The following is a 25,484-nucleotide window of genomic DNA, read 5'->3' as shown; positions in this document are numbered from 1 at the left end:
GGACCCCCAGCCGGTCACCCGGACGAGTGACCAGGAAGGGTACGGCAGCGCGCGGCGGCCCGCGGCGGCGCGCAACCGGCCCGTGCCTGAAGGGATCTGTCTCGCCCATGTACGCAGCATCGGCATCCGCATCCGCACCCGTCCGTACGGTACGCCCGCCGGCCCCGCACCGGACCGCGGCCGGCGGCGCGCCGTTCCTCGACCCGGGCCGCGCACCGGCCGCCGGCGCACGCCTGCGGCAGCTTCCCGCCACCGCACGCCGCCCCGTCAGCGGCCGGCTCGACCTGACCGGCCCGCAGGGGGCGCTGCTGCGCGCGGCCGTCGACTCGGTGCACCGCGTGGTCCCCGACTTCCACCCCGTGCAGGTGCTGCGCCGCAGCAGCCGCACGGTACTGCTGGTCGGCTCCGCGGGCCGGACCACGGCGGTGGCGAAGTGCCTGGTCGACCAGTCGGCCGCGCGGGTGGAGAAGCTGCAGCAGGAAATAGCTGCTTACCGCACGTTCGTCCGGGCCCGCCCGCCCGTGCGGGTGCCGCGGCTCATCGCCGCCGACCCGGAGAGCTGCACGCTCGTCATCGAACGCACCCCCGGCCGCGCCGCGGCGCTCCAGCGCCACCCGCTGGAGGTCCCGCCGCACGCCGACGTGCGCGCGACGCTCGCGGCGCTGGTGCGGATCGGGATGTGGCGGCCCCCCGTGGGCGCGTTCGGCGTGCCGCTGGACTACGGGACGCAGCTCGGCCGCTACCACGAGCTGGGCCTGCTCACCGACCGCGACATGGGCGACCTGCAGACACTGCTGCACGGCATCGGTCCCGGGAACCTGCAGTTCTGCCACGGCGACGCGCTGCTGTCGAACGTCCTGCTCTCCCCCGCGGGCCCGGTCCTCGTCGACTGGGAGCAGGCCGGCTGGTACCTCCCCGGGTACGACCTGGCGACGCTCTGGGCCGTGCTGGGCGAGGGCTCGCCCGCGCGCAGGCAGATCAGCCAGCTCGCCCAGGCAGGCGGAACGGTTCACCGGGACGGGTTCCTGGTCAACCTGATGCTCGTACTGGTCCGGGAGGTCCGTACGTACGAGGCCGCCGTGCAGCGGGCGATGAGGGATCCGGCGCCGCCGGTCGGCGTGCACAGCGGGATGACCGCCGGGGAGGAGCACCGGCTGCTGCTGCGGCGGCTCCACGACGACGTGCAGATGGCACGCCGCGCGGTGCGGGCGGCGGTCGGAACGCGGTGAGCCAGGCGGGGCGGCGGCCCCCGTGACACCGCCGCCCCGCCCCGCTCGCGCGGCTCCGCGCAAACGGCCTGACGTGCGGCGACTCGCCACTCAAATGATTGACGGTCTGTCAGGTCTGCCGATACTGCTGGGTGATCGTTCGCCCACGCACCTCGGAGGACCCTGTGCCAGGACGCCTCGCGCGCTGCGCCGCCGCCACCGCCGTCCTGCTTCCGCTGCTCACCGCGGGCTCGCCCGCGGCGGGCAGCGCGCGTGCCGGGGCCGGGTCGCTCCAGGAGTCGTTCGCGGCGGCGGCGCGGCAGTACGGGGTACCGGAGGGTGTGCTGCTGGGGGTGGCGTATCTGGAGTCGCGCTGGGACGCGCACGGCGGGGCGCCGAGCGTGGCGGGCGGCTACGGGCCGATGCACCTGACGGACCTGCGCACGGCGGCGGGCGGAAACGGCGGGCACGGCAAGGCGGGCAGGCGGGGTGCGCAGACGGTGCAGCGCGCGGCACGGCTGTCGGGGATCCCGGCGGCCCGGCTGCGTACGGATCCGGGCGCCAACGTGCGCGGCGGGGCCGCGCTCCTCGCCGACCACGGCCGCCGGCTGGGCGCAGGGCCGGACGACGGGGCCGCCGGGTGGTACGCGGCCGTGGCGGCGTACGCGCAGGCCCCCGACGCGGCGACGGCGCGGGTGTTCGCCGACGAGGTGTACGCGGTGCTGCGCGCAGGCGCGCGCCGTACGACGGACTCGGGCGAGACCGTCACGCTCCCGGCCGACGCCGCCGCCCGCCCCGCTGCCGCACGCACCGCCCGTACCGCCGCACGCGCCACCGCCGCCCGCCCCGCCGCGGCCCCCGCCGGACTCCGGGCCGCCCCCGCGGAGGCCGAGTGCCCCCGCGAGCTGGCCTGCGAGTGGCTGCCCGCTCCGTACGAGGTGTACGAAGGGAAGGACGGCAAGCCCGACTACGGCAACCACGACAAGGCCCGCCGCCCCCACGACCAGCGCATCCGCTACATCGTCGTGCACGACACCGAGGGCGGCTACGACGGCTCCGTGCAGGCCGTGCAGGACCCCGAATCCGTCTCCTGGCACTACACCCTGCGCTCCTCGGACGGCCATGTCGCCCAGCACGTACGCACCTCGGACGTGGCCTGGCACGCGGGCAACTGGCAGGTCAACGCGCAGTCGATCGGCCTGGAGCACGAGGCGTGGCTGACCGACCCGGACGCCTGGTTCACCGAGGCGATGTACCGCTCGTCGGCGCGGCTGGTGCGCCGGTTGGCGCACGACTACGACGTGCCGCTGAACCGCCACCACATCATCGGCCACGACAACGTCCCCGCGCGCGACCCGGAGCACGTCCCCGGCATGCACACCGACCCCGGCCCGTTCTGGGACTGGGCGCACTACTTCGACCTGCTCGGCGCCCCGCTGGAGCCCGCCGCGCAGACCGACGGCCGGATCGTGACGATCCGGCCCGACTACGCCTCCCACCGCCCCGCCTACACCGCCTGCACGAAGGACGCCGCCGCCCCCTGCCCGCCGCACGGCTCCGGCGCCGTCCGCCTCCGCACCCGCCCCGCGGCCGGCGCCCCGCTGGTCCGCGACCCCGGGCTGCACGGCACCGCCCCCTCGTCCACCGGCGTCAACGACACCGGAGCCCGCGCCTCGACGGGCCAGCAGTTCGCCGTCGCCGGCCGCAGCGGCGACTGGACGGCGATCTGGTACCTGGGCCGCAAGGCGTGGTTCCACAACCCCGCCGCCGCCCCCACGGCGATCGGGGACGACGGCGCCACCCTCACCCCGCGCCCCGGCGCCGACCGTGTGCAGGTGTACGGCCGCGCGCTGCCCGAGGCGTCCGCGTACCCCGAGGGCGTCGAGCCGGAGCGGTCCGAGCCCCTGCCGTACGAACTGCGCCCCGGACAGCGCTACGTCGTCGGCGACACGCTGCCCGGCGAGCACTTCCACGCCGCCGGCCCCACCGACGAGGCCGGCGCCGCGAGCCGCGTGGTCCGGGGCCGCACCCTGTGGCACCAGATCCAGGTGGGCCACCGGATCGGGTACGTGAAGGCGGCGGACGTGACCGTGGAGCGGCCCCGGAGCGGCGGTCAGCCGAACGTGTAGGTCCGCCCCGCACGCACGTCGAGGGTCTCCTCCCCGCCGGGGAGCAGGTCGCTGCGCAGCGTCAGCCGCCGCGTCCGGCCGGCGTGCAGCACGATCCGGGTCGCCCGGCCGCCGGCCCATGTGATGTCGAGCGTCGCGCCGCCGCGTGCCCGCAGGCCCCTCACGGAACCCGAGGGCCAGGCGTCCGGCAGGGCGGGCAGTACTTCGATCGGGCCGTGCTGGCTCTGGAGGAGCATTTCCGCGATGCCGGAGGTGGCGCCGAAGTTGCCGTCGATCTGGAACGGCGGGTGGGTGTCCCACAGGTTCGGCAGCGTGGAGGACTTCAACTGCTCGCTCAACATCTTGTGCGCGTGGTCGCCGTCGGTGAGCCGGGCCCAGAAGTTGATCTTCCAGGCCTTGCTCCAGCCCGTGCCGCCGTCACCGCGCGCCGTCAGCGACACCTTCGCCGCCTCGGCCCACCGGCTGCCCACCTCGATCTGCCGCCCCGGGTGCAGGCCGAAGAGGTGCGAGACGTGCCGGTGGTCGTTGTTCTGGTCGTCCAGGTCCGCCTTCCACTCCTGCAACTGGCCCCACGACCCGATCCGCAGCCCCGGGTCCAGGTCCCGCAGCGTCCCCTCCAGCCGCTCACGGAACGCCCGGTCGCCGCCCAGGGTGCGCGCGGCTTCGAGCGTGGAGGTGAACAGGTCGTACACGATCTGCTGCGACATCGACGCCCCGGCGGTGAAGTCGCCCTGTTCCGGCGAGTAGCTGGGGGTGACGACGAGTTTGCCGTCGCGGGGGTCGGTGCGCAGGTTGGCGAGCCAGAACTCGGCCGCCTCCTTCATCGCCGGATACGCGGTGCTGCGCAGGTAGTCCGTCGAGCCGCCGAAGCGGTAGTGCTCGTACATCTGCTGCGTCAGCCAGGCCGCCGCCTCGGGGAACCAGAAGGCGGTGGCCCAGTTGTGCACGCCGGTGAAGCCGTACGGGTTGGTCTCGTTGTGCACGACCCACCCGGCGCTGCCGAACAGTTCCTGCGCGCTGACCCGGCCGGGCGCGCGCAGCGCCTGGACGAACTCGTCGTAGGGGACGGTGGTCTCGGCGAGGTTGGTGATCTCGGCGGGCCAGTAGTTCATCTGCAGGTTGATGTTGACGTGGTAGTCGGCGCTCCACGGCGGGTTGGTGACGTTGTTCCACACGCCCTGGAGGTTCGCCGGAGTCGACCCGGCCCGGGACGAGGCGATGAGCAGGTAGCGGCCGTACTGGAAGAACAACTCCTCCAGCGCCCGGTCCGCCGCCGAGCCGCCGCCGTACCCGGACAGCAGCGCGCTCGTCGGGACGTCCGGCACCTGCCCGCCGACGTCGAGCGCGACCCGGTCGAACAGCCCGCCGTGGTCGGCGACATGGCGCCGCACCAGGTGGGCGTACGGCGAGCGGGCCGCCCGGTCGACGGCGCGCGCGACCCGCTCGTGCGGGTCGGGGCCGCGGTAGCCGGGGTGGGTGTCGGCGTAGTCGGTCCCGGCGGCCAGCACGAACCAGGCCGCGTCGGCGCCGCTCACGGTCAGGGTGCCGTCCCCGGCCGTGACGGTGCCGCCGTCCGCGAGCAGGCGGATCTGCGTCTCGAAGACCAGCCCGTTGTCCTCCAGCGCGCCGCGGATCGTCAGCCGGTCGCCGCTCGCGGTGGCCCGGAAGTCGTTGCGCGGCGAGGTGTAGCGCAGGGTGAACGACACCTGCCCCGGCCGGTCCGCGCTCAGCCGGCCCACGGCCACCGAGTCCGGGTACGAGACGAAGAACTCCCGCAGGTGCCGGGCGCCCTCGTGCTCGTACGCGACGGTGGCGACCGCCCGCCGCAGGTCGAGTCCGCGGCGGTACGAGCCGTCCGCGGCGCCGGGAGCCGCGGCCAGGTCGAGCCGGAGGTCGCCGAGCACCTGGTAGGCGCCGAAGCCGTGCTTGGGCTGGCCCAGCTCCGCGGCGACGGCCTCCGGGGCGAGCCGCCCCTCGGCGTCGATCCGGTCCTGCACCGCGGCCAGTGCGCCGGGCCGCGGCTCGGTCCAGTTGCCGAAGTCGTAGCCCGGGGAGCCGGGCCCGCCGGTCCACAGGGTCTTCTCGTTGAGCGTGAGCTGCTCGGAGGCGAGCGTGCCGAACACGCCGACGCCCAGGGCCCCGTTGCCCACCGGAAGCGACTCGCGCTCCCAGTCGGCGGCGGGCTTGTCGTACCAGAGGCTCAATTCATCGGAGGTATCAACGGACTCGGAAGCGGACGCCTCCCCAGAGAAGACGGCCGGTCCCATGGCTATCGCGCCTGCGGCGCCGATAGCGGACTTGACAGTGGTTCTTCGCGAGATCCCCTCAGTCATGACGCGTCACGCTAGAGGTCCGATGACTGCATGACAAGACATCACGCAGCGCCGGACGTTGCCGGAAGGAGGCGTGAGGCGGGGCGGGGGCGGATTTCAGCCCTGCTGGAACAGCTCCGCGGGCAGCGGCTTGAGCAGTGCGTAGAGGTCCTCGGAGATCGGCCGGTCCCACGCCGCGATGGTGACGAGCACGTTGTCGCTGCGGTCGAACTGCACGCACGAGACGCGGCTCTCGGAGAGCTTCAGGCGGCGCACGATCAGCAGATTGTCCCCCTGCATCACGGGGGCGTCCTCGACCTCGGTGACGGTCACCGGCTCCTCGTGCTCCAGCGCCAGCAGCAGTTGCGCCACCTCGAAGGGCGGCTGCCCCTCGGGCACGTCGCGCGCGGGCGAGCCCTCCGGCAGGTTTCCGATGATCATCGCGGGGCCGCGGCCGCCGAACAGGTCGTACCGCAGGAAGACCCCCTGGCAGCTCCCGTCGGGCCCGGGCAGCAGGCCGGCGCCGAGGTCGCCGGGCCAGTCGCCCGGGTCCATGGCCAGGACGTCGAAGTCCGGGCCCGCGGGCTTGGCGGCGCTGCTGCGGCGGCGGAGAAATGCCATGGACCAATCGTACGGGTCCCGCGGCGGCACCGGCCCCCGGGGCGGCCTCCGCCATGCGGCCGATCCGGCATTGCCGGAAGCGGCGTACCGCGGCTGCTACGCGAGTAGTGTCTCCCCGTCAACGACAGAGGAGGGGTCGGATGGCGGAAGCCGGGGGCTTGCTGCGGGGACCGGAGGTGTGGGCGTACGTGCTGGACGGGCACGAACGGCTGCGCATCGCGCTGGCAGAGCTCACCGAGGGAAGGGAGCGCGGATCGTCCAGACTGCCGGGCTGGACACGCGCGCACGTGCTGTCGCACATCGAAGGCATCGGCCGGGCGCTCACGCGCCAGGCGCGCTACGCCCTGAAAGGCGAGCTGATCGAGGTGTACGACGGCGGCCGGCCGGCCCGCGACGCGGGCATCGAGGCCGGTGCGGTACGGAGCGCCGCGGAGTTGACCGCGGCGGTCACGGCCACCCTGGCGGAGGCGGAGGCCGTCTGGGGGTCGGTGGGAGACGCGGACTGGGAACGCCCGGTGCGCTATCGCGACGGCGACCTGCGGGGCGCCCTGCACTGCTGGTGGCGCGAGCTGGAGGTGCACACCGCGGACGCCAATCTGGCGACCTGCTCGGCGGCCTGGCCGCGCGAGCTGTGCCTGCACCTCTTCGACTTCCTCGCGCCGCGCGCGCCCGCGGGACTCACGCTGGTCGAATCGGACGGGCCCGTACGGCACACGTTCGGCGCGGCCGGCGGCAGTGCCGGCCCGGGAGCCGGCGGCGAAGACCCCACGGGGCGCGGGCCGGTGGTCAGGGGCCGGCTCACGGACCTGGCCGCGTGGCTGGCGGGCCGCCAGCCGCACCAGAGGCTCGACGGCCGGCTGCCCGACCTGGGCCCCTGGCCGTGAGCCGAGTCGTGAACCTCTGGCGGTCCGGCCTCACGGCCGTACCGCCGGAGGTGTGGCGGGAGACGGACGCCGACGTACTCGTCCTGGCCGGGAACGAGCTGACGCACGTCCCGGACGGCATCGCCGCCCTGACCCGGCTGCACACCCTGGACCTCGGGCACAACGCGCTCACCGCGGTGCCCGAGGCCGTCGGGTCCCTGCCCGCCCTGACCCGCTGCCTGTACCTGCACGACAACCGGCTGACCCGGCTGCCCGCCGCGCTCGGCCGGCTGCACGCGCTGGGCTACCTCAACGTCGGCGAGAACCCCCTCGAAGCCCTGCCCGGGGAACTCGGCGCCATGGCGGGCCTGAAGGAGCTGCGCGCGCAGCACTGCGGGCTGACCCGACTGCCGGAGTCGCTGGGGCGGTTGTCGTCGTTGCGCGAGCTGTGGCTGCGCGGCAACGCGCTCACGGGGCTGCCCGACTCGACGGCGGAGCTGCACGCGCTGCGCGAGCTGGAGTTGCGCGAGAACGCGCTCGAGGCCGTGCCCGCGGTGCTGGCCGGGCTGCCGCTGCTGCGCCGCCTGGACCTGCGGGCCAACGCGATCCGCGGCGTACCGCCGTGGCTGGCGCACCTGCCCGCGCTCGAGAAGCTGGATCTGCGCTGGAACGGTGTCGAAGGCACCGAAGCCCCGCTCGCCGCCTTGCGCGAACGGGGCTGCGTCGTGCTGGCGTAGCGCGTCAGGTCAGGTCGAACTCGCCGTCGCGGGCGCCGAGGACGAAGGCACGCCACTCCCCCGGGGTGAAGATCAGCGCGGGACCTTCCGGGTTGCGCCCGTCGCGCATGGCGATGTACCCCTCCACGAACGCGATCTCGACGTCTCCCACCCCCTGGCTGCTCGACTGCCACGTGGCGCCTGTCAGATCGAGCTGCGGTTTCCCGCTGCCCGCCGCCGGCTGCTGAGTGGTGCTTTCGGCCACGTCCTGCTCCTCCCGGTGAGCGTCGTCCGCAGCCAGGGTATCCACGACGGCGGGCGAGGGAACAGGCCACGATAGAGGGACCGGAAAAGGTGATAGGGGCACCGGGCGGGGCCGTTCTGCGGGGCCGTTCTGCGGGGCCGTTCCGGGGGCGGTTCTGCGGGGTGGTTCAGCCGGCCGGTTCGCCGGCCTCGGTGGCCAGGTCCGCGACGACCGCGCAGTGGTCCGACGCCCACACCCCGTCGACCGGCGCGTTCCCGGCCCGCCGCACCGCCCGTACGTGCCCCTCCCCTTCCGGACCGGGGGGACCCACCAGCACGTAGTCGATCCGGGAGTGCCACTCCAGGGTCCGCGCGGCGTACGGGTTGTCCAGGTCCCACGTCGCGCCGACCGCGGTCGGGTGGGCGTAGCGCCAGGAGTCGAGGAACACCTGTCCGCGTACGGGCGGCGCCGTCTTCGTACCGCCGAGCAGCCGCATCTCGTCGGAGTCGGGCTCGGCGTTGAAGTCGCCGGTGACCACGGGCGGGAAGTCCCCGTCGCCGCGCCGCTCGTGGACGAACCGGGCCAGCGCGGTGACCTGCGCGCAGCGGGTGGCGGAGGCGTGCGGATAGGAGATCAGGTGCGTGGTGAAGAACGGCACCGTCACGCCGCCGGGCGCGGCCACGCGCGCGTACAGCGCCTGCTGGCCGTCGGGTTCCTCCTCGCCGGCGGGCAGCACGACGCTCGCCTGCTCGGCGATCGGCCAGCGGCTCAGCACCGCGTTGCCGACGTCGACCGCGGGGTCGCCGATACGCCGCTGCCAGCGCCCGGGCTCGGGCGAGGGCGCCCAGGCCCAGTCCATGCCCAGCTCGTTGGCGAGCCACCCGGCGAGGTTGTCGCCGCCCTGGCCCCAGACCTCCTGCAGCCCGACGACGTCGGGGCGTTCCTCGCGCAGGGTGCGCAGGATGGCCTTGCTCCGCTCCTGCCACGGCCCGAAGCGCCACCAGAGATTCCAGGTCATGACGCGGATCATGCGTTCGTATCCCAACCACGGGCCGACTTTCCGATCAGAGGCTATCTCTACGGGCCCGGAATGATGTGCGAGAGTCGCGGGGATGGAGCTGATCGGGCGGGGACGGGACGCGGACGTGTACGCCCTGGGCGACGGCCGGGTCCTGCGCCGCTACCGGCCCGGTGGCCCGGCGGGCGCGGAGGCGGAGGCCCGGCTGATGGCGTACCTCGCCGGGCAGGGCTTCCCCGTGCCGCACGTGCACGACGCGAACGGCACCGACCAGGTGCTCGAACGCCTCGAAGGCCCGACCATGCGGGCCGCGCTGCGCCGCCGCCCATGGCGTGCGGCGGCGTACGGGCGGACGCTCGGCCTGCTCCACGACAGGCTGCACGCCGTGCCCGCCCCGGAGTTCCTGCCGTCCTCCGCCGCCGCCGGGAGCGGCGACCGGGTGCTCCATCTCGACCTGCACCCGGAGAACGTGGTCCTCACCGCGCGCGGCCCGTACCTCATCGACTGGACCAACGCCGCCGCGGGCGATCCCGCGTGCGACGTGGCGATGGCGGTGTGCATACTGCGCGGCGCCGAGCTCGGCCCGCCGGAGGCCCTCGGCCTGCGGGTCCTGCTCCGCGCCCTGCTCCGCACGACACGCACGGACCCCGCGCCCGGCTACGCGCACGCGCTCCCCGCCCGGCTGGCCGACCGCAACCTCACGCCGGGCGAGGCGCGGCGGCTGCGGCACGCGCTGGGCGCCGGCGCAGGTGCGCGGCGACCGGGCCCGGGGGCGGAGCGGGCATAGGGTCGGGGGATGACGCGCAGCTTGCAGTGCATCGTGCTCGACTGCCCGCGGCCCCGGGAACTCGCCGCGTTCTACCAGGCCCTCCTCGGCGGCGAAGTCGACCGCGCCGACCCCCGCTGGTCCCTCGACGACGACTGGTCCACGCTGCACCTGCCGGACGGCGGAGTGCTGGGCTTCCAGCGCGCCCCCGGCCACCGTCCCCCGCGCTGGCCGGACCCGGCCCGCCCGCAGCAGCTCCACCTCGACATCGCCGTGGACGACGTGGCGGCCGCTGAGCGCGACGCGCTCGCCAACGGCGCGAAGGTCCTGCGGGACGAGGGCGATTGGGGCGTGTACGAGGACCCGGCGGGCCATCCGTTCTGTCTGGTGCCCGAGTGAGCGCCGGCCGCCCCGCGCACTTGTCCACAGGCACCGCCCGGTGGTCTTGACAGCACGAACACCCTGGAAGAAAGTTTCACCGTTCGCGCGGCACTCGGAAGATTCTTTCAGGAGGGGTCGGGATCATGACGGACGCGCCGTCTGGCAGAGGATGGGACGAGTTGGGCCGGCGGCGCTTCGCCGCCGGTGTACTCGCTACTGGAGGTGCGCTCTTCGTGGTTCCCGGTGCCGGCGGGCCCCCGGCCCATGCCGCAGAGGCCTCGTCCGGCGCGCCCGTGCTGCGGCGCGGCAGTGCCGCGCGGGCCGGGCTGCTGGAGCCGCATCTGCGGCAGTTGGTCGCCGATGCCGAGACGTTCCTCGGCCCGTCGCCGAAGTACCCGTGGTACGCGGGTGCCGTCATCCTCGCAGGGCGGGGGCGTACGGTCGCGCTGGAGCGGGCCATCGGGAAGGCCGTGCGCTACGAGGCGTACGACGAGGCGACGGACACCGGCGTCGAGCTGCCGCAGGACGAGCAGGTCGACATGTCGATGGACACCGTCTTCGACCTCGCGTCGGTCTCCAAGCTCTTCACCTCTCTCCTGGCGGTCCAGCAGATCGAGCGCGGCGCCCTCGCCCTCGACGCCACCGTGGCCTCCTACCTCCCGGAGTTCGGCGCCGCGGGCAAGCAGGACGTCACCATCCTCCAACTGCTGACGCACACCTCCGGGTTCACCTCCTGGATCCCGCTGTACGCCGAGCCGACCTGGGACGCCAAGCTCGCCCGGCTGTGGCGGGAGGCACCGGTCAACCCGCCGGGGACCAAGTACCTCTACTCCGACCTCAACCTGATCAGCCTCCAGCTCGTACTGGAGAAGATCACCGGGAAGAAGCTCGACCACCTCCTCGCCGACGAGATCACCGAACCCCTCGGCCTGGAGCACACCCGCTACAACCCGCCCGCCTCCTGGCTGCCCCGCGTCGCCGCGACCGAGGACGCGCGCAAGCCGTGGTCGGGGCTGGACCGCGGGATGGTGCGCGGCGAGGTGCACGACGAGAACGCGTACTCCTTCGGCGGCGTCGCCGGACACGCCGGCCTCTTCTCCACGGCGTGGGACCTGGCCATCCTCTGCCGCACCCTCCTGAACGGCGGAGCGTACGGGCGGACGCGGATCCTGGAGCGGGAGTCGGTGGAGCTGATGTTCACCGACTTCAACACCGACTTCCCCGGTGACGAGCACGGACTCGGCTTCGAGCTGTACCAGCACTGGTTCATGGGCGCCATGGCCACGCCGGGCTCCGCCGGGCACACGGGCTTCACCGGCACGGCGCTGGTCATCGACCCGACGACGGACACCTTCCTCGTCCTGCTAGGCAACTCGGTGCATCCCGTGCGCAGCTGGCGTACGGGCAGCGCGCCGCGGGTGGCGGCGGGGACGAACCTGGCGCGTGCGGTGGCGGTGCGGCCGGAGGACGGGCGCACGGCGTGGTTCGGCGGGACGGCGAACCAGAAGACGTCGACACTCACCCTCCCCGAGGTGACGGTGCGCGACCCGGCGGCGGAGCTGGGGTTCGCGCTGTGGTGGGACACCGAGCCGCAGTGGGACAAGGTGCACCTGGAGGCGTCGGCGGACGGCGGCGGGACGTGGGAGCCGGTGCCGTTCACGAGCCGCCCGCGGCGCGGCGGCGGCAGGGACGGGGACGTGCGGGAGCACGCGGACGGCACGGCGGACGGCTGGTCCGGACGGGTGTGGCACCGGGCGTCGGCGGGACTCGGCGCGTGGCGCGGACGTCCGCTGCGGCTGCGGTGGCGGTACGCGACGGACCGGCAGTACGTGGGACGCGGGGTGTACGTGGACGACGTACGGGTGACGGACGGGCACCGGGTGCTGTTCGACGACGGGCGCCGGGGGGACGCCGAGCGGGTGGAGCTGGACGGCTGGACGGCGTCGGCGGACTGAGGGCCCTCCCGGGGCACAGACCCTAGCGGCCCAGCGCCGCCATCGCCGCGTTGTGCCCCGGGATCCCGCTCACTCCCCCGCCCCGGACGGCACCGGCCCCGCACAGCAGCACGTTCGGATGCCGCGTCTCCACGCCCCAGCGGCCCGTCTCCGGCGTCGCGTACGGGAACGCCAGCTCGCGGTGGAAGATGTTGCCGCCCGGGAGCCGCAGATCGCGCTCCAGGTCGAGCGGGGACTTGGCCTCGATGCAGGGGCGGCCCTCCGCGTCGGTGGCCAGGCATGCGGCGAGCGGCTCCGCGAGGTGCGCGTCGAGTTGGGCGACCGTGGCGCGGAGGAGCGCCTCCCGGGTGGCGTCGTTGTCGTCGGCGAACAGCCGGGCGGGGGTGTGGAGGCCGAAGAGGGTGAGGGTCTGGTAGCCGTCGCGTACCAGGTCGTCGGCGAGGATCGACGGGTCGGTCAGGGAGTGGCAGTAGATCTCGGACGGCGGCGCCTGCGGCAGCGCGCCGGCGGCGGCCTCGCGGTAGGCGGTCTCCAGGTCGGCGTAGCCCTCGGCGACGTGGAACGTGCCGGCGAAGGCCTGCCGCGGGTCCACGCTCTCGTCGCGCAGCCGCGGGAGGCGTCGGAGCAGCATGTTCACCTTGAGCTGCGCGCCCTCGGGGCCGGGCCGCGGCGGCTCCTCGCCGAGCAGCGCGGCGAGGGCCGCGGGCGCGGCGCCGAAGAGCACGGTGCGCGCGGCGACGGTCCCTTCGCCGCCGGCCGTCCGGTACGCGACCTCCGCCTGCTCCCCGTCCGTGTGCAGGGCGACGGCCTCGTGCCCGGTGGCGATCTCCGCGCCCGCGGCGCGGGCGGCACCGGCGAGGGCGTCGGTGAACGCCCCCATGCCGCCGACGGGGACGTCCCAGTCTCCGGTGCCGCCGCCGATGACGTGGTAGAGGAAGCAGCGGTTCTGGGCGAGGGACGGGTCGTGGGCGGAGGCGAAGGTGCCGATGAGCCCGTCGGTGAGGACGACGCCGCGCACGAGATCGTCGGCGAAGGCCTCCTCGACGGTCTCCCCGAGGGGCCGCTCGAAGAGCGCGCGCCAGGCCGCGTCGTCGCCGATCCGGGCCCGCAGCTCGCCGCGGGTCGGCAGCGGTTGGGTGAGCGTGGGGAAGACGCGCTCGGCGACGTGCTGCGTCATGCCGTAGAACCGCTGCCAGGCGTCGAACTCCCGGTCGCCGCCGGTCAGGGCGGCGAAGGACTCCCGGGTGGCGGAGCCGGGGCCGGTCTCGACGAGGAGCCCGGTGGGCCGGCCGCCGCGAACGGCGGGGGTGTAGGAGGACACGGCGCGCTTGCGCACGGCGAAGGCCAGCCCGAGGTCGTCGACGACGGCGCGGGGAAGCAGGCTGACGAGGTACGAGTAGCGGGAGAGCCGGGCGTCGACGCCGGCGAACGTCCGGGCGGAGACGGCGGCGCCGCCGGTGTGGTCCAGCCGCTCCAGTACGAGCACGGAGCGCCCGGCCCGGGCGAGGTAGGCGGCGGCGACGAGCCCGTTGTGACCGCCGCCGACGACGACGGCGTCGTAGCTGCTGCGCAGAGGCATGGCTCTTGGTAACACGGAAGATCGCCCCGGGCCAGGGGACACGTACGCCCTGCGGGCGGCGACCGGGGGCGGGCCCGGTCTGCGCCGGACCGGGCTGCGCGGGCGCGCGGACCGACGGGGCCGCCGTGATCCGGGCCCCGCGTCCGCCGGCGGACCGGCGCCGCCGCGCGGCGCCACGATCCGCGCCGCGGAAGGTCCCCCACCGGCCGGGCAGGGCCGGGGCCGCCCCGCCGCCTGCCGCTCGCTCGCGTCAGCCCGAGGCCCGGCGGGAGGCCGCCAGGCGGTAGACCTCCGCCGCTTCCGCCGTGCGGCCCATCTGCTCCAGGCAGTGGGCCTCGTCGTGGCGGCTCGACAGGGTCTCCGAGTGGCTGGCGCCCAGCGTGCGTTCGCGGGCGCGGGCCACCTCGCGGTGCACCGTCAGCGCCTCCGGCCAGCGGCTCAGCCAGCCCAGCGCGACGGCGATCTCGCGGCGGCCCGCAAGGGTGTCGGGGTGTTCCGGGCCGAGCACGCGCTCGCGTACCGCCGTGACCTCGCGGGCCTCGGTCAGCGCCTCGTGCCAGCGGCCGAGGCGGCCGAGGGTGACGCAGCGGATGTGGCGGGCGCGCAGCGTCTCGGGGTGGCGGGTGCCGAGGGTCTGGGTGCGGTCGGCGATCAGCGCCTCGTAGTGGCCGAGGGCCTCCTCGTGCCGGCCGAGGCGCCCCAGGCAGATGCCCGCCTCGTAGCGGGCGGCCTGGGTGTCGGGGTGGTCGCGGCCGAGGGTGGCGGCGCGGGCGGTGGCGACCTCGCGGTACGTGGCGAGGGCCTGCTCCCAGTGGCCGAGGCTGCCCAGCGCGTGGCCCACCTCGTAGCGGGTGACGAGGGTGTCGGGGTGGTCGCCGCCGAGGACGCGGGTGCGGACGGCGGTGACCTCGCTGGCGACGCGGTACGACTCCTCGTAGCGGCCGAGGCGGCTGAGGGTGTACGCGAGGTTGTGGCGGCAGCGCAGGGTGTCGGGGTGCTCGTAGCCCATGGTGCGCTCCCGGTCGGCGAGCACGCCGCCGTACACCTCCAGCGCCTCGGCGTGGCGGCCCAGTTGCCCGAGGGCGTACGCGGTCTCCTGCCGCACGGCGAGCGTGTCGACGTGCTCCCGCCCGAGGCGCCGCTCCCGGCCGGCGGCGGCGGTGCGGAACTCCTCCAGCGCCTCCGCGGTCCGGCCGAGGCGGGCCAGGCACAGGCCGGTCTGGTGGCGGCTGGCGAGGGTGTCGGGGTGGTCGCCGCCGAGCGCGGCGGCCCGTTCCGCCGCGAGTGCGCGGTGGGCGGCGGCGGCCTCCTCCCACCGGCCGAGCCGGGCGAGGCTCACGGCGGCGTCGTGCCGCCCGGCGAAGGCGTCGAGCACGTGCTGGGGTGCGGCGGGCCGGTCGGGCGGGGAGGTGGGGGGCGCGTAGGGGTGCGGCGGGTGGGTGGAGTGGGGCGGGGTGTGAAAGGAGGGGGGCGCGTGGGAGAAGGGGTGGTGACCGGCGTGGGGGGCGCCGGGGGCCCCTCCTGCGGGGCCGTAGGAGAGGGCCGGGCCGGGTGTGCCGCCGGGGGCCGGCGCGGAGGTGCCGTGCACGGCGATGCCGTGTCCCGTGCCCCGTTCCGGCCAGGTGGGGGCCGCCGTCGCCGGGGCGGGGGCCGTGCCGTTCGTCGGGGGCCAGGTGCGCAGCAGCGCGTCCTCGGGGCGGCCCAGCGGGGTGGTGCGGGTCGCGCGTACGGACCGGGCGCCCCTCGTCATGCCCGCGGCCCACGGCGGCAACCCGGCCTCACCGCTCTCCTTGCCGTGCTGCCTGCCGTGCTCCCCGCTCTCGCCGTCTTCCCCGGTGCGCGTCCCGCGGCCGGCGCCGTCCGATGCCGAGCCGTTGCCCCGCCCCGGGCCCGCCGCCTCCGCCGCGGCGCGGCTCCCCCGCAGCCGTGTCGACAAGTCTCCCGCGTCCGCCGGCCGGTCCTCCGGGGCCTTGGCGAGCAGGTCGAGGACCACCCGCTCCAGCGGCTCCGGGATCTCCGGCCGGTGGGTGCGCAGGGGCTCCGGCGGGGTGTCGCGGTGGCCGACGAGGATCGCCCAGGCGTCGTCCATGTCGAACGGCGGTACGCCGGTGGCGAGTTCGTACAGGACGCAGCCCAGCGAGTACAGGTCGCTGCGGTGGTCGATGCCCCCGCCGCCGGAGATCTGCTCGGGCGACATGTAGTGCGGGGTGCCCATGGCCATGCCCGCCGCGCCGGTGAGGCGCGAGGTGAAGCCGATGTCGTGCGCGAGGCGGGCGATGCCGAAGTCGAGGATCTTCACCGTGCCGTCGCCGAGGCGCATGATGTTCGCGGGCTTCAGGTCCCGGTGGACGACGCCCTGGTCATGGGTGTACGCGAGCGCCGCCGCAACCTGCTCGGCGATGTCGATGATCTCCTCGACCGGCAGCGGCCGGTGCCCGCCCGCCTCCAGCAACTGGCTGAGGTTGCGGCCCTGCAGCAGTTCCATGACGAGGTACAGCACGCCCTCGTCCTCGCCGAAGTCGTGCACGACGGTGACGCCGCGGTGCTGGAGCAGCGCCGCGACGCGGGCCTCGCGGCGGAAGCGTTCCTGTATCGCCGTGGAGAGCGGGTGCCCCTGGCGGTGCGGTCCCGCGGGCTTGAGGCACTTGACGGCGACGCGCCGGCCCAGCGACTCGTCGCGGGCCTGCCAGACCTCGCCCATGCCGCCGCGGCCGAGGAGTTCGAGCAGCCGGTAGCGGCCCTGGATCAGCCTGGTCTCCGCCATCTCCCCCTGCCGCCCCCGCTGTCGCCGCCTCGTCGTCACTCGTGGCTGTTACCCGTGGCCTTATCCCCCGACTCGTCCAGTATGGCTGCCGTCCGTACGAGGGTGGAAGGCGAGGGCCGCGATGCGGGACCGAGGCGGTCCATGGCTTTCAGTATGTTTCGCGGCGGCAGCCGCCACCGCAGCGCGGCCGGAACGGCCCGCAGGAGGGCGGCCGTCGCGCGCAGCCTGCGGTCCACGACGGCGGGCGGGGGCGCGGGGCGGCCGTAGAGGCGGTGGGCGGTCTCCGGCAGGGTGGCGTACGCGAGGGCCGCGACCCGGCGCCAGAGCAGGCGGCGGGCGGGGACGAGGAGCGGGTTGACGGGCGGGCGGCGCAGGAAGGCGTCGACGTCGGCGGATTCGGGGGTGGCGGCAAGTTCCGGGTTCACCCGCGCGAAGTACGCGGCGAGGTCGGCGGTGTCGCCGGGGACGGCGGCCGGGTCGAGGCCGACGAGGCGGGCGGCGGTGCGCTGTTCGCGTATGTAGGCGTCGGCGTACGCGTCGGGGACCGTCAGCCCGGAGCGGCGGGCGACGTGGAGGTAGGAGTCGACCTCGGCGCAGTGCACCCAGAGCAGCAGCGCGGGTTCGTCGACGCGGTAGCGGTCCCCGGTGGCGGGGTCGACGGCGCGCAGGCGGCGGTGGATGCCGCGGACGCGCGCGCCGGCGCGCTCCGCGGCGGGGGTGGCGGCGTAGGTGACGGTGCCGACGAAGGCGGCGGTGCGCATCAGCCGGCCCCAGGCGTCGGCGCGGAAGTCGGAGTTCTGCATGACGCCGCGGACGGCGCGCGGGTGCAGGGCCTGGAGGTAGAGCGCGCGGACGCCGCCGATCCACATCACCGGGTCGCTGTGCAGTTGCCAGGTCACGGACGCGGGCCCGAACAGGCCCGGATCCGGCTCCCCTTCGGGCACGCCCATGCGGACCCCTCCCCAACGGCGCGCGGGCATCCGTCGTGCGCCGGGTCCATTGTCACCCGCCGGGCGCGCACGCCGGAGCCCGGGTCGCCGTCCGGTCCGTACGGCCGCCGGGGGCGTCCGGGGTCAGGAGTCGGCGGGGAGGCGTACGCGGATCTTGGACTGGCCGTGCGGCAGCTTCTCCCAGTCGGCCATGAACTCCGCCCGCAGGCCGTGCTTCTCCGCCAGCGCCACCAGGGTCTCGGTGCGGTAGTAGAAGTCCTCGCGCAGCACGTGGTGCTCCTCCGTCTCCGTGCGGTCGAAGGTGAAGTCGAACCAGCCGTCGGGCCGTAGCACGCGGCCGACGTGCGCGAGGCATTCGTCGATGACGTGCGGCGGGGAGTGGGAGAAGACGCTGTGCGCGTGGACGACGCGGAAGTGGCCGTCCGGGAGGAAGGCGAAGGTGAGGTCCCGTACGGGCGTGAGGCGCGGCAGCTTGTCCTGCAGTCCGTGCCGCACGACGGTGTCCTGGGCGGCGAAGAGGATGTCCGGGGAGATGTCGAGCCCGTAGTAGCGGCCGCGCTCCAGATAGTCGATGAAGCGCCAGCCGGCGCGCAGGTTGCCGCAGCCGATCTCCAGCATCCGGTCACCGGGCCGCAGCCCGTGCCCCACCAGGTAGTCGAACTGCATCTTGCCCAGCGCCAGCCAGCGGTCGTGCGTCTTGCTGCCGACGGCCGCCTCCGGGTCGGCGGCGGAGTCGGAGCGCATCACGGCGCGGTAGTACGCGACGTGGTCGCGGGGGTGGCGCAGGCGCAGCCAGGCGTCGCGGCCGGCGCGGGCGAGGTAGCGGGGGACGCGGTCCGGGTGGCGGGCGGCGTAGCGGACCCGGTGGGTCAGGGTTGTCCGGTTCGCTGTCAGGTTCTTCCTCGGCAAGGTGCACCTCAGGTGAATTCCGGGGGGGGACGAGCGGGGACGGCTCTGGGACGGGTGTCGTACGTGCCGGACGGTGGCCGCAGAGTCTAGGTGCCGAACACGCATCCGCAAGCGGGCCGCACCGGCGAGCGTCCGTTCGGGCGATCGATGCGAAACCTCCCGTACGGGGGTACCTCCGACGCCTGCCCAGGGAGTGACCGGGACCGCCGCTGCCGTGATACTGGGCAAGCCAGAACCGATCGTCACCGGGCGCGAACCGCCACCGGAGGTACCCATGCGAATGCTCATCAACGTGCCGGAGACCGTGGTGCCGGACGCCCTGCGCGGCATGGCCGCCGCCCACCCCGACCTGACCGTGGACGTCGAGAACCGGGTGGTGGTGCGGCGGGACGCGCCGGTCACCGACAAGGTCGGCCTGGTCTCCGGCGGCGGCTCGGGGCACGAGCCGCTGCACGGCGGCTTCGTGGGCCGCGGGATGCTGGACGCCGCGTGCGCCGGCGAGATCTTCACCTCGCCCGTACCGGACCAGATGACGCGCGCCGCGGCGGCCGTGGACGCCGGCCGGGGCGTGCTGTTCATCGTGAAGAACTACACGGGCGACGTGCTGAACTTCGACATGGCCGCCGACCTCGCCCAGGACGAGGGCATCCAGGTCGCCAAGGTGCTCGTCGACGACGACGTGGCGGTGACCGACAGCCTGTACACGGCGGGCCGCCGCGGCGTCGGCGCGACGCTGTTCGTGGAGAAGATCGCCGGGGCCGCCGCCGAGGAGGGTGCGCCGCTGGAGCGGGTGGAGGCGCTGGCCCGCAAGGTCGTGGAGTCCTCCCGCAGCTTCGGCGTCGCGCTGAGCGCGTGCACGACGCCGGCCAAGGGCAGCCCCACGTTCGACCTGCCGGACGGCGAGCTGGAGCTGGGCATCGGCATCCACGGCGAGCCGGGCCGCGAGCGGCGGCCGATGATGACGTCGCACGAGATCGCGGACGTCTCCGTGGACGCGGTGCTGGAGGACCTGCGGCCGTCGGGCCCGGTGCTGGCGCTGGTCAACGGCATGGGCGCCACCCCGCTCATCGAGCTGTACGGCTTCAACGCGGAGGTGCAGCGGGCACTGACGGAGCGCGGCGTGTCGGTGGCCCGTACGCTCGTCGGGAACTACGTGACGTCGCTGGACATGGCGGGGTGCTCGATCACGCTGTGCCAGGCGGACGAGGAGCTGCTGCGGCTCTGGGACGCGCCGGTGCGCACGCCGGGGCTGCGCTGGGGGCTGTGAGGCCGAGGGTCCTGCCGGGGCCGTCCCGCGGGATCGCGGGGCGGCTCCTCGGCGGATGTCCGTAGAGGTCCTGACAAGCAGGTACGAGAAGGGATGCGGCACGTGCTCGACGCGGAATTCTTCCGCCGCTGGATGCTCACCGCGGCGGCGGCCGTCGACCGGGAGGCCGACAGGCTCACCGAGCTGGACTCGGCGATCGGCGACGCCGACCACGGCGCCAACCTGAAGCGCGGCTTCACCGCCGTGCGGGCGGCCCTTGAGGACGCGCCGCCGGAGACGCCGGGCGCGGTGCTGGTGCTCGCGGGGCGGCAGCTCATCTCGAAGGTCGGCGGCGCCTCGGGCCCGCTGTACGGGACGCTGCTGCGCGGCACCGGCAAGGCCCTGGGCGACGGCGCCGAGGTCACGGACGCGGCGCTGGGCGCCGCGCTGGAGGAGGGGGTGGGCGCGGTCGCCAAGCTCGGCGGCGCGGCACCCGGCGACAAGACGATGCTGGACGCGCTGGTGCCGGCCGTGGCGGCGCTCGGGGACGGCTACGCCGCGGCGCGCGGGGCGGCGGAGAAGGGCGCGGAGGACACCATTCCGCTGCGGGCGCGCAAGGGCCGGGCCTCGTACCTGGGCGAGCGCAGCATCGGGCACCAGGACCCGGGCGCGACGTCGTCGGCGCTGCTGGTCGGCGCGCTGGCCGAGACGGCGGAAGCGGTGACCGGTGGCTGAGGGCCCCCTGGTCGGCCTCGTGCTCGTCTCGCACAGCTCCCCGGTCGCCGAGTCCGTGGCGGGGCTGGCGGTTGCGCTGGCCGGCGTGGACACGGTGACCGTCGAGCCCGCGGGCGGCACGGCGGACGGCGGCTACGGCACCGACGCGGACCGCATCGTGGCGGCGGTGCGGGCGGCGGACCGGGGCGCGGGCGTGGGGCTGCTGGTGGACCTGGGCAGCGCGGTGCTGACGGTGAAGTCGCTGGTGGAGGACGAGGAGCTGCCGGCGAACGCGCGGCTGCTGGACGCGCCGTTCGTGGAGGGCGCGGTCGCGGCGGTCGTCACGGCGTCGACGGGGGCGGACCTCGACGCGGTGGAGGCGGCGGCGCAGGAGGCGTACGGCTACCGCAAGGTGTGAGCCCGCGGACCGGCGTACGGCCTGGCCGGGGCGCACGGGGCGGGTGTGCCCGGAGAGATCTCGGTGGCCGTGTTCCGGGTGGGAGCGCTTGCTGCGGGGAAGGCAGTCGGTGGTACGGGCGGCGCCGGTGCGCGCCGCCGACATCGGCGCGCACCCGGAGGCGCCGCCGGATACGAAGGGGCGGAACCGTGAAGATAGCCGTGTTCGGCGCGGGCAGCATCGGCTGCCACCTGGGCGGCATGCTGGCAGAGGTGGCCGACGTCACGTTAATCGGCCGGCCCGGGGCGATGGACGTACTGCGCTCCCGCGGCATGCTGCTGACCGGGGGCGGCCGGGCGGAGCGCCGCGTCGCGCCGGCGGAGGTGCGCCTGGCGACCGGGCCGCAGGCCGCCGCGGGAGCGGACTACGTGCTGGTGACCGTGAAGTCCGCCGCCACCGAGCAGGCGGCCCGTGAGCTGGCCGGGCACCTGGCACCCGGCGCGGCGGTGGTGAGCTTCCAGAACGGGCTGCGCAACCCCGGGCTGCTGCGCGAAGGGCTGCCGGGGCGGACGGTGCTGGCGGGCATGGTCCCGTACAACGTGGTGCAGGCGGCACCCGGCGTGTACCACCAGGGCACGGCGGGCGTGCTGATGGTCGACGGGGGTGAGCGCTCGGCGCCGCTGGTGGTGGCGATGGCGCAGGCGGGCCTCGAGGTCGAGCAGCGCGACGACATGCCCGACGTGCAGCACGCGAAGCTGCTGATGAACCTCAACAACGCGATCAACGCGCTGTCCGGGCTGCCGCTGCGGGAGCAGCTGGGGCAGCGCGCGTACCGCGCCTGCCTGGCGCTCTGCCAGCGCGAGGCGCTGGCCGCCTTCCGCGCGGCGAACCTGGCCCCCGCCCGCCTGGGCCCGATCCCGCCCGGCCTCACGCCGCTGGTGCTGGGCCTGCCGGACTGGCTCTTCCGCCGGCTGGCGGCGGCGACGCTGCGCGTGGACGCGCAGGCCCGCTCGTCGATGTGGGACGACCTGCAGCGGGGCCGCCCCACGGAGATCGACACGCTGCAGGGCGAGGTGACGGTGCTGGCGGCGCGCCACGGGACGGCGGCGCCGGCGAACGCGCGGCTGACGGAGCTGGTCCTGGAGGCGGAGTCGCGGAAGTCGGCAGAGCCGCGGCGGTGGGGCGGCGAGGAGCTGCTGGCGGAGCTGACGGCGGCGGCGCAGGGCGGCTGACGGGGTACGGGCGCGGGCGCCGCGGCCGGGTCCTGCGCGGGCAGGGCACGAGGCGCCGGAACGCGCCCGGTCCTGCCGCGGCGCGGCGGGGCGTGCGGGCGTACGTCCGGTGGCACGGCCGGCACCCCGCGCCCGGGACCGCCGGCTACGCGCCCGGGACCGCCGCCTCCGCGAACCACGTCGGGCCGTCCGACAGCGCCAGCCGGATCCGGTGGCGGGCGAAGTCCTCCAGGTCCGCAGGCAGCCCGTCCGGCTCGAACCAGCCGACCTCCAGCCCCTCGTCGTCGTTGACCCGCGCCTCGCCGCCCGTCGCGCGGCAGCGCAGCGCGATGTCCATGAACTGGCACTTGTCGCCGTTCGGGTACTGGATCGGGTCCAGCCCCTCCACGCCCACGACCCGCTCCGCGGTGCACACGACGCCCGTCTCCTCGTACACCTCGCGGACCGCCGTACGGGCGGGCTGCTCACCCGGCTCCGGGATGCCGCCGATGATCGACCAGCGGCCCGTGTCGGCGCGCCGGTGGAGCAGCACCCGCCCCCCGCCGTCGACGACGACGGCGCTGACGCCGGGGAGGAAGAGCAGTTGCTGGCCGGCGGTCGCGCGCAGCTCGCGGATGAAGTCGGGTGTCGCCATGGCGGTAAGCGTAAACGGGCCCTGCGGGCCGCCGGGAAACACGGTGTGACCGGCGGACTACGCCTCCGCGGCACCGCCGCCGAGGGTGTGGCGCAGGCGGTCGCGGATGGCGCGTACGGCCTCTTCCGCGTTGTCGACGGTGATCGTGAAGTCGTGGTCGTTCGCGAGGCGCAGCACCACGCCCTCGCCGCGCCGGACGACCACGGCGGTGCCCTTGCCGGGGCGCCAGCGGTAGCCCCAGCCGCCCCAGTGCCGCGGGGTGACCCGGGGCTCGAAGTCGGCGGAGAGCACCTCGGTGAGCGGGATGCGGCGGCGCGGCAGCCCGAAGTGGCCGCAGCGGATCTCCAGGGCGTGCTCGTCGACACTTACCGCGACGTGCACGAAGGCCACGGTGCCGGCCAGGACCAGAAGGCCGGCGGCGATGCAGCCGACGACGGACATGACCAGGGGGGCGAGCCCGCCGGTCCAGGGCTGCGCGACGGCCAGCTCGATGCCGAGGGCCATACAGGCAGCGCCGATCAGGGCGAGCAGCCACTGCACACGGTTCGTGGCCCGCCCGGTCCACACACGGGGGCGGTCGTCCTTCATGCCACCGAGAGTACGCCAGCCGGGCGGCGGGGGCAGTCCTCCGGCGGCTATCCGGGTACGGCCCCGGAGGGGGCCGGGACGCCGGCCAGCAGGCGCCCCTCGGCGTAGCCGAGGGCGGCGGGCGGCAGGGCTCCGGGGCGGCCGGAGAGGAGGACGGTGAGGTCGCCGGAGGGCGCTGCGGCCGGGTCCGGCGCGGCGCCGATGCGGCGCAGGACCTGCCCGGCGACGGCGTCGGCGGAGCCGTACAGCGCGGGGGCCGGGGCGGCGGGCTGCCGGACGGCGGCGAGGATGCGTTTGCCCACCAGCTCGTAGTGGGTGCAGCCGAGGACGACGGCGGTGACGTCGCGGGGGGTGCGCGCGGCGGCCGCGGCGACGGCGGCGTCGACGGCGGCCTCGTCGCCGTGCTCGACGGCGTCGGCGAGGCCGGGGCAGGGCACCTCGGTGGCGGCTGCGCCGCCCGCGAAGTCGCGGATCAGCCGGCGCTGGTAGTCGCTGCCGGTGGTGGCGGGCGTCGCCCAGACGGCCAGCGGGCCGCCGCGGGCGGCGGCGGGCTTCACGGCGGGCACGGTGCCGACGACGGGCAGCGCGGGCTCCAGCTCCGCGCGCAGGGCGGGCAGGGCGTGTACGGAGGCGGTGTTGCAGGCGACGACGAGCGCGTCCGGCCCGTACGCGGCGGCGGCCCGCGCGCAGGCGAGCACCCGCTCGCCCAGATCCGCGGGCTCGCGCGGCCCCCAGGGCATGCCGTCGGGGTCGGAGGACAGCACCAGCCGGGCGTCGGGCCGCAGCCGCCGCACGGCGGCGGCGGCGGGCAGAAGCCCCAGCCCGGAATCCACAAGCGCGATCTTCACGCCGGTCACTTTAGTGCCTCCGCCCGGCCCGGCCCGGCCGCCTGCGGCGGCACGCCCCCGCGGTGCTCGCCCCGGCGGAGGCCGCGCGGGAGACTTGGTGCGTGACTCTTCTGTCGTGGACCGCCCTGCTTTCGCTGCTCGCCTGGGCCTGGCTGCTCCTCGGGCAGGGGCTCTTCTGGCGGACCGACGTCCGGCTGCCCCGCCGGCCGCCGCCCGCGCAGTGGCCCGCCGTGGCCGTGGTCGTGCCCGCGCGGGACGAGGCCGCCGTGCTGCCGGACAGCCTGCCCACCCTGCTGGCGCAGTCGTACCCGGGGTCCGCGCAGGTCTTCCTCGTCGACGACGGCAGCACCGACGGCACCGCAGGGACCGCCCGCACGCTCGCCGCGGAAGCCGGTGAAGGCGCCCTGCCCCTCACCGTCTCCTCACCCGGCGAGCCCCCGCCGGGATGGACCGGGAAGCTGTGGGCGCTGCGGCACGGGATCGAGCTGGCGTACCGGGCCGACGCCGAGTACCTGCTCCTCACCGACGCCGACATCGCCCACCGGCCCGAGAGCCTGCGGGAGTTGGTCGCCGCCGCCGAGGCCGGCGGGTACGACCTGGTGTCGCAGATGGCCCGGCTGCGCACCGCGACCGGCTGGGAGCGGCTGGTGGTGCCGGCGTTCGTGTACTTCTTCGCCCAGCTCTACCCGTTCCGCTGGGTCAACCGCGCCGGCGGCAGGACCGCCGCCGCGGCCGGCGGCTGCGTGCTGCTCAAGGCGGACGCCGCCCGCCGGGCGGGGATCCCCGAGGCGGTGCGCGGGGCGCTCATCGACGACGTGTCGGTGGCGCGGGAGGTCAAGCGCACCGGCGGGCGGATCTGGCTGGGCCTCGCCGAACGGGTCGACAGCGTGCGGCCGTACCCGCGGCTGGCCGAGCTGTGGAGCATGGTCTCGCGCAGCGCGTACGCCCAACTGCGGCACAACCCGCTGCTGCTGGCCGCCGCCGTCGGCGGGCTCGCGCTCGTGTACCTCGTGCCGCCGCTGGCCCTGGCCGCCGGGCTCCTCGGCGGCGCGCCCGCCGTCGCGGTGGCGGGGACACTCGCGTGGGCGGTGATGGCGGGCACGTACCTGCCCGTGCTGAGGTACTACGGGCAGCCGCCGTGGGCCGCCGCGCTGCTGCCGTTCACCGCCGGGCTGTATCTGCTCATGACGGTCGACTCGGCCGTACGGCACCACCGCGGCAAGGGCGCCGCCTGGAAGGGCAGAACGTACGCGTGACCTACGCGTGAGTAGCCCAACTCCCCCCGTCCACCTGCTCTTTACAGAATCTCAACACGACGAGAAGCCCGCTTTGCCCTTGTTGACACGCATTGATAAGGGTCGGTTACTCGATCCCGCGAAACAACCCTCTTATCGGTCTCCCCAACGACCA

General features: G+C 75.2%; 23 protein-coding genes. 12 read left to right on the top strand and 11 right to left on the bottom strand.

Annotation, left to right across the window (positions count from 1 at the left end; translation table 11 throughout):
• Positions 1–107: 107 nt before the first annotated feature.
• A complete protein-coding gene (locus tag LG396_RS17725) occupies positions 108–1,229 on the top strand; it encodes an aminoglycoside phosphotransferase family protein (RefSeq protein ID WP_018837894.1) in 1,122 nt (373 codons plus the stop codon).
• Positions 1,230–1,393: 164 nt separating this feature from the next.
• Positions 1,394–3,337, top strand: coding sequence for an N-acetylmuramoyl-L-alanine amidase (locus tag LG396_RS17720; protein WP_225795472.1), 1,944 nt, complete (start codon positions 1,394–1,396; stop codon positions 3,335–3,337).
• Here LG396_RS17720 and LG396_RS17715 read toward each other — a convergent pair.
• Both LG396_RS17715 and LG396_RS17710 read right to left on the bottom strand, forming a co-directional pair.
• Positions 3,322–5,670 carry a glycoside hydrolase family 95 protein gene (locus LG396_RS17715; protein WP_225795471.1) on the bottom strand — a complete coding sequence of 783 codons (2,349 nt, stop codon included), beginning with the start codon at positions 5,668–5,670 and terminating at the stop codon, positions 3,322–3,324. The genes LG396_RS17720 and LG396_RS17715 overlap by 16 nt on opposite strands.
• 96 nt (positions 5,671–5,766) lie before the next feature.
• Positions 5,767–6,270 (bottom strand): hypothetical protein, encoded by a 504-nt coding sequence (locus LG396_RS17710; RefSeq protein ID WP_018836383.1) that lies wholly within the window; start codon positions 6,268–6,270, stop codon positions 5,767–5,769.
• Between the two features lie 140 nt (positions 6,271–6,410).
• Between LG396_RS17710 and LG396_RS17705 the strand changes: the two genes are divergently transcribed.
• Together LG396_RS17705 and LG396_RS17700 are read left to right on the top strand one after the other, a co-directional pair.
• Positions 6,411–7,154 carry a maleylpyruvate isomerase family mycothiol-dependent enzyme gene (locus tag LG396_RS17705; protein WP_225795470.1) on the top strand — a complete coding sequence of 248 codons (744 nt, stop codon included), beginning with the start codon at positions 6,411–6,413 and terminating at the stop codon, positions 7,152–7,154.
• A gap of 8 nt (positions 7,155–7,162) precedes the next feature.
• A complete protein-coding gene (locus LG396_RS17700) occupies positions 7,163–7,870 on the top strand; it encodes a leucine-rich repeat domain-containing protein (RefSeq protein WP_225795469.1) in 708 nt (235 codons plus the stop codon).
• A 4-nt stretch (positions 7,871–7,874) separates the two neighbouring features.
• On the opposite strand, the gene LG396_RS17695 is transcribed toward LG396_RS17700, so the two are convergent.
• Complete coding sequence (locus LG396_RS17695; protein ID WP_026276252.1) at positions 7,875–8,114, bottom strand: DUF397 domain-containing protein; 240 nt, start codon at positions 8,112–8,114, stop codon at positions 7,875–7,877.
• A gap of 166 nt (positions 8,115–8,280) precedes the next feature.
• Positions 8,281–9,123, bottom strand: coding sequence for an endonuclease/exonuclease/phosphatase family protein (locus tag LG396_RS17690; RefSeq protein WP_018836379.1), 843 nt, complete (start codon positions 9,121–9,123; stop codon positions 8,281–8,283).
• 82 nt (positions 9,124–9,205) lie between these two features.
• On the opposite strand from LG396_RS17690, the gene LG396_RS17685 reads away from it, so the two are divergent.
• The 3 genes from LG396_RS17685 (at position 9,206) to LG396_RS17675 (ending at position 12,213) form a co-directional block, all read left to right on the top strand.
• The gene (locus tag LG396_RS17685) at positions 9,206–9,898 is read left to right on the top strand and encodes a phosphotransferase (RefSeq protein WP_225795468.1); all 693 of its coding nucleotides are present in this window, start codon (positions 9,206–9,208) and stop codon (positions 9,896–9,898) included.
• A 9-nt stretch (positions 9,899–9,907) separates the two neighbouring features.
• Positions 9,908–10,276, top strand: a complete 369-nt coding sequence (locus LG396_RS17680; protein WP_037741532.1) for a VOC family protein — start codon at positions 9,908–9,910, stop codon at positions 10,274–10,276.
• A gap of 125 nt (positions 10,277–10,401) precedes the next feature.
• The gene (locus tag LG396_RS17675; protein ID WP_225795467.1) at positions 10,402–12,213 is read left to right on the top strand and encodes a serine hydrolase domain-containing protein; all 1,812 of its coding nucleotides are present in this window, start codon (positions 10,402–10,404) and stop codon (positions 12,211–12,213) included.
• Between the two features lie 22 nt (positions 12,214–12,235).
• Here the strand turns inward: LG396_RS17675 and LG396_RS17670 are convergent, their stop codons facing one another.
• The 4 genes from LG396_RS17670 to LG396_RS17655 form a co-directional block, all read right to left on the bottom strand.
• Complete coding sequence (locus tag LG396_RS17670) at positions 12,236–13,792, bottom strand: phytoene desaturase family protein (RefSeq protein ID WP_225795466.1); 1,557 nt, start codon at positions 13,790–13,792, stop codon at positions 12,236–12,238.
• A gap of 250 nt (positions 13,793–14,042) precedes the next feature.
• On the bottom strand, positions 14,043–16,556 hold the full coding sequence (locus LG396_RS17665) for a serine/threonine-protein kinase (RefSeq protein ID WP_225795465.1): 2,514 nt from the start codon (positions 16,554–16,556) through the stop codon (positions 14,043–14,045).
• A 35-nt stretch (positions 16,557–16,591) separates the two neighbouring features.
• Positions 16,592–17,506, bottom strand: a complete 915-nt coding sequence (locus LG396_RS17660; protein ID WP_018836373.1) for an oxygenase MpaB family protein — start codon at positions 17,504–17,506, stop codon at positions 16,592–16,594.
• Positions 17,507–17,629: 123 nt separating this feature from the next.
• Entirely contained in the window at positions 17,630–18,415 is a 786-nt protein-coding gene (locus LG396_RS17655) for a class I SAM-dependent methyltransferase (RefSeq protein ID WP_018836372.1), read from the bottom strand.
• Between the two features lie 274 nt (positions 18,416–18,689).
• Between LG396_RS17655 and dhaK the strand changes: the two genes are divergently transcribed.
• From dhaK to LG396_RS17635, 4 genes are all read left to right on the top strand, one after another.
• On the top strand, positions 18,690–19,682 hold the full coding sequence (gene dhaK / locus LG396_RS17650) for a dihydroxyacetone kinase subunit DhaK (RefSeq protein ID WP_026276249.1): 993 nt from the start codon (positions 18,690–18,692) through the stop codon (positions 19,680–19,682).
• Between the two features lie 102 nt (positions 19,683–19,784).
• Positions 19,785–20,396 (top strand): dihydroxyacetone kinase subunit DhaL, encoded by a 612-nt coding sequence (gene dhaL / locus LG396_RS17645; RefSeq protein ID WP_225795464.1) that lies wholly within the window; start codon positions 19,785–19,787, stop codon positions 20,394–20,396.
• Positions 20,389–20,793, top strand: coding sequence for a PTS-dependent dihydroxyacetone kinase phosphotransferase subunit DhaM (locus LG396_RS17640; RefSeq protein ID WP_018836369.1), 405 nt, complete (start codon positions 20,389–20,391; stop codon positions 20,791–20,793). Before dhaL ends, LG396_RS17640 begins: the two co-directional genes overlap by 8 nt.
• 188 nt (positions 20,794–20,981) lie before the next feature.
• Entirely contained in the window at positions 20,982–22,004 is a 1,023-nt protein-coding gene (locus tag LG396_RS17635) for a 2-dehydropantoate 2-reductase (protein ID WP_225795463.1), read from the top strand.
• A gap of 145 nt (positions 22,005–22,149) precedes the next feature.
• Here LG396_RS17635 and LG396_RS17630 read toward each other — a convergent pair whose 3' ends face one another.
• The 3 genes from LG396_RS17630 to LG396_RS17620 are packed head-to-tail and all read right to left on the bottom strand — an operon-like array spanning position 22,150 to position 24,083.
• Positions 22,150–22,638, bottom strand: a complete 489-nt coding sequence (locus LG396_RS17630; RefSeq protein ID WP_037741546.1) for an NUDIX hydrolase — start codon at positions 22,636–22,638, stop codon at positions 22,150–22,152.
• A gap of 57 nt (positions 22,639–22,695) precedes the next feature.
• On the bottom strand, positions 22,696–23,226 hold the full coding sequence (locus LG396_RS17625; RefSeq protein WP_026276247.1) for a hypothetical protein: 531 nt from the start codon (positions 23,224–23,226) through the stop codon (positions 22,696–22,698).
• Between the two features lie 47 nt (positions 23,227–23,273).
• The gene (locus LG396_RS17620) at positions 23,274–24,083 is read right to left on the bottom strand and encodes a glutamate racemase (protein ID WP_225795462.1); all 810 of its coding nucleotides are present in this window, start codon (positions 24,081–24,083) and stop codon (positions 23,274–23,276) included.
• A 92-nt stretch (positions 24,084–24,175) separates the two neighbouring features.
• Between LG396_RS17620 and LG396_RS17615 the strand changes: the two genes are divergently transcribed.
• Positions 24,176–25,330 carry a glycosyltransferase gene (locus tag LG396_RS17615; RefSeq protein ID WP_225795461.1) on the top strand — a complete coding sequence of 385 codons (1,155 nt, stop codon included), beginning with the start codon at positions 24,176–24,178 and terminating at the stop codon, positions 25,328–25,330.
• Positions 25,331–25,484 lie beyond the last annotated feature (154 nt).

The sequence above is a fragment of the Streptomyces aculeolatus genome (genome assembly GCF_020400605.1).
GTDB lineage: Bacteria > Actinomycetota > Actinomycetes > Streptomycetales > Streptomycetaceae > Streptomyces > Streptomyces aculeolatus.
This window is presented reverse-complemented; position numbering and strand designations above follow the sequence as displayed.

Excerpts from the sequence above, each read along its gene's own strand:
- LG396_RS17725 (WP_018837894.1), top strand. The coding sequence starts at position 108 with ATGTACGCAGCATCGGCATCCGCATCCGCACCCGTCCGTACGGTACGC.
- LG396_RS17715 (WP_225795471.1), bottom strand. The coding sequence starts at position 5,670 with ATGACTGAGGGGATCTCGCGAAGAACCACTGTCAAGTCCGCTATCGGC.
- LG396_RS17710 (WP_018836383.1), bottom strand. The coding sequence starts at position 6,270 with ATGGCATTTCTCCGCCGCCGCAGCAGCGCCGCCAAGCCCGCGGGCCCG.
- LG396_RS17705 (WP_225795470.1), top strand. The coding sequence starts at position 6,411 with ATGGCGGAAGCCGGGGGCTTGCTGCGGGGACCGGAGGTGTGGGCGTAC.
- LG396_RS17690 (WP_018836379.1), bottom strand. The coding sequence starts at position 9,123 with ATGATCCGCGTCATGACCTGGAATCTCTGGTGGCGCTTCGGGCCGTGG.
- LG396_RS17685 (WP_225795468.1), top strand. The coding sequence starts at position 9,206 with ATGGAGCTGATCGGGCGGGGACGGGACGCGGACGTGTACGCCCTGGGC.
- LG396_RS17680 (WP_037741532.1), top strand. The coding sequence starts at position 9,908 with ATGACGCGCAGCTTGCAGTGCATCGTGCTCGACTGCCCGCGGCCCCGG.
- LG396_RS17675 (WP_225795467.1), top strand. The coding sequence starts at position 10,402 with ATGACGGACGCGCCGTCTGGCAGAGGATGGGACGAGTTGGGCCGGCGG.
- LG396_RS17670 (WP_225795466.1), bottom strand. The coding sequence starts at position 13,792 with ATGCCTCTGCGCAGCAGCTACGACGCCGTCGTCGTCGGCGGCGGTCAC.
- LG396_RS17665 (WP_225795465.1), bottom strand. The coding sequence starts at position 16,556 with ATGGCGGAGACCAGGCTGATCCAGGGCCGCTACCGGCTGCTCGAACTC.
- LG396_RS17660 (WP_018836373.1), bottom strand. The coding sequence starts at position 17,506 with ATGGGCGTGCCCGAAGGGGAGCCGGATCCGGGCCTGTTCGGGCCCGCG.
- dhaK (WP_026276249.1), top strand. The coding sequence starts at position 18,690 with ATGCGAATGCTCATCAACGTGCCGGAGACCGTGGTGCCGGACGCCCTG.
- LG396_RS17630 (WP_037741546.1), bottom strand. The coding sequence starts at position 22,638 with ATGGCGACACCCGACTTCATCCGCGAGCTGCGCGCGACCGCCGGCCAG.
- LG396_RS17625 (WP_026276247.1), bottom strand. The coding sequence starts at position 23,226 with ATGAAGGACGACCGCCCCCGTGTGTGGACCGGGCGGGCCACGAACCGT.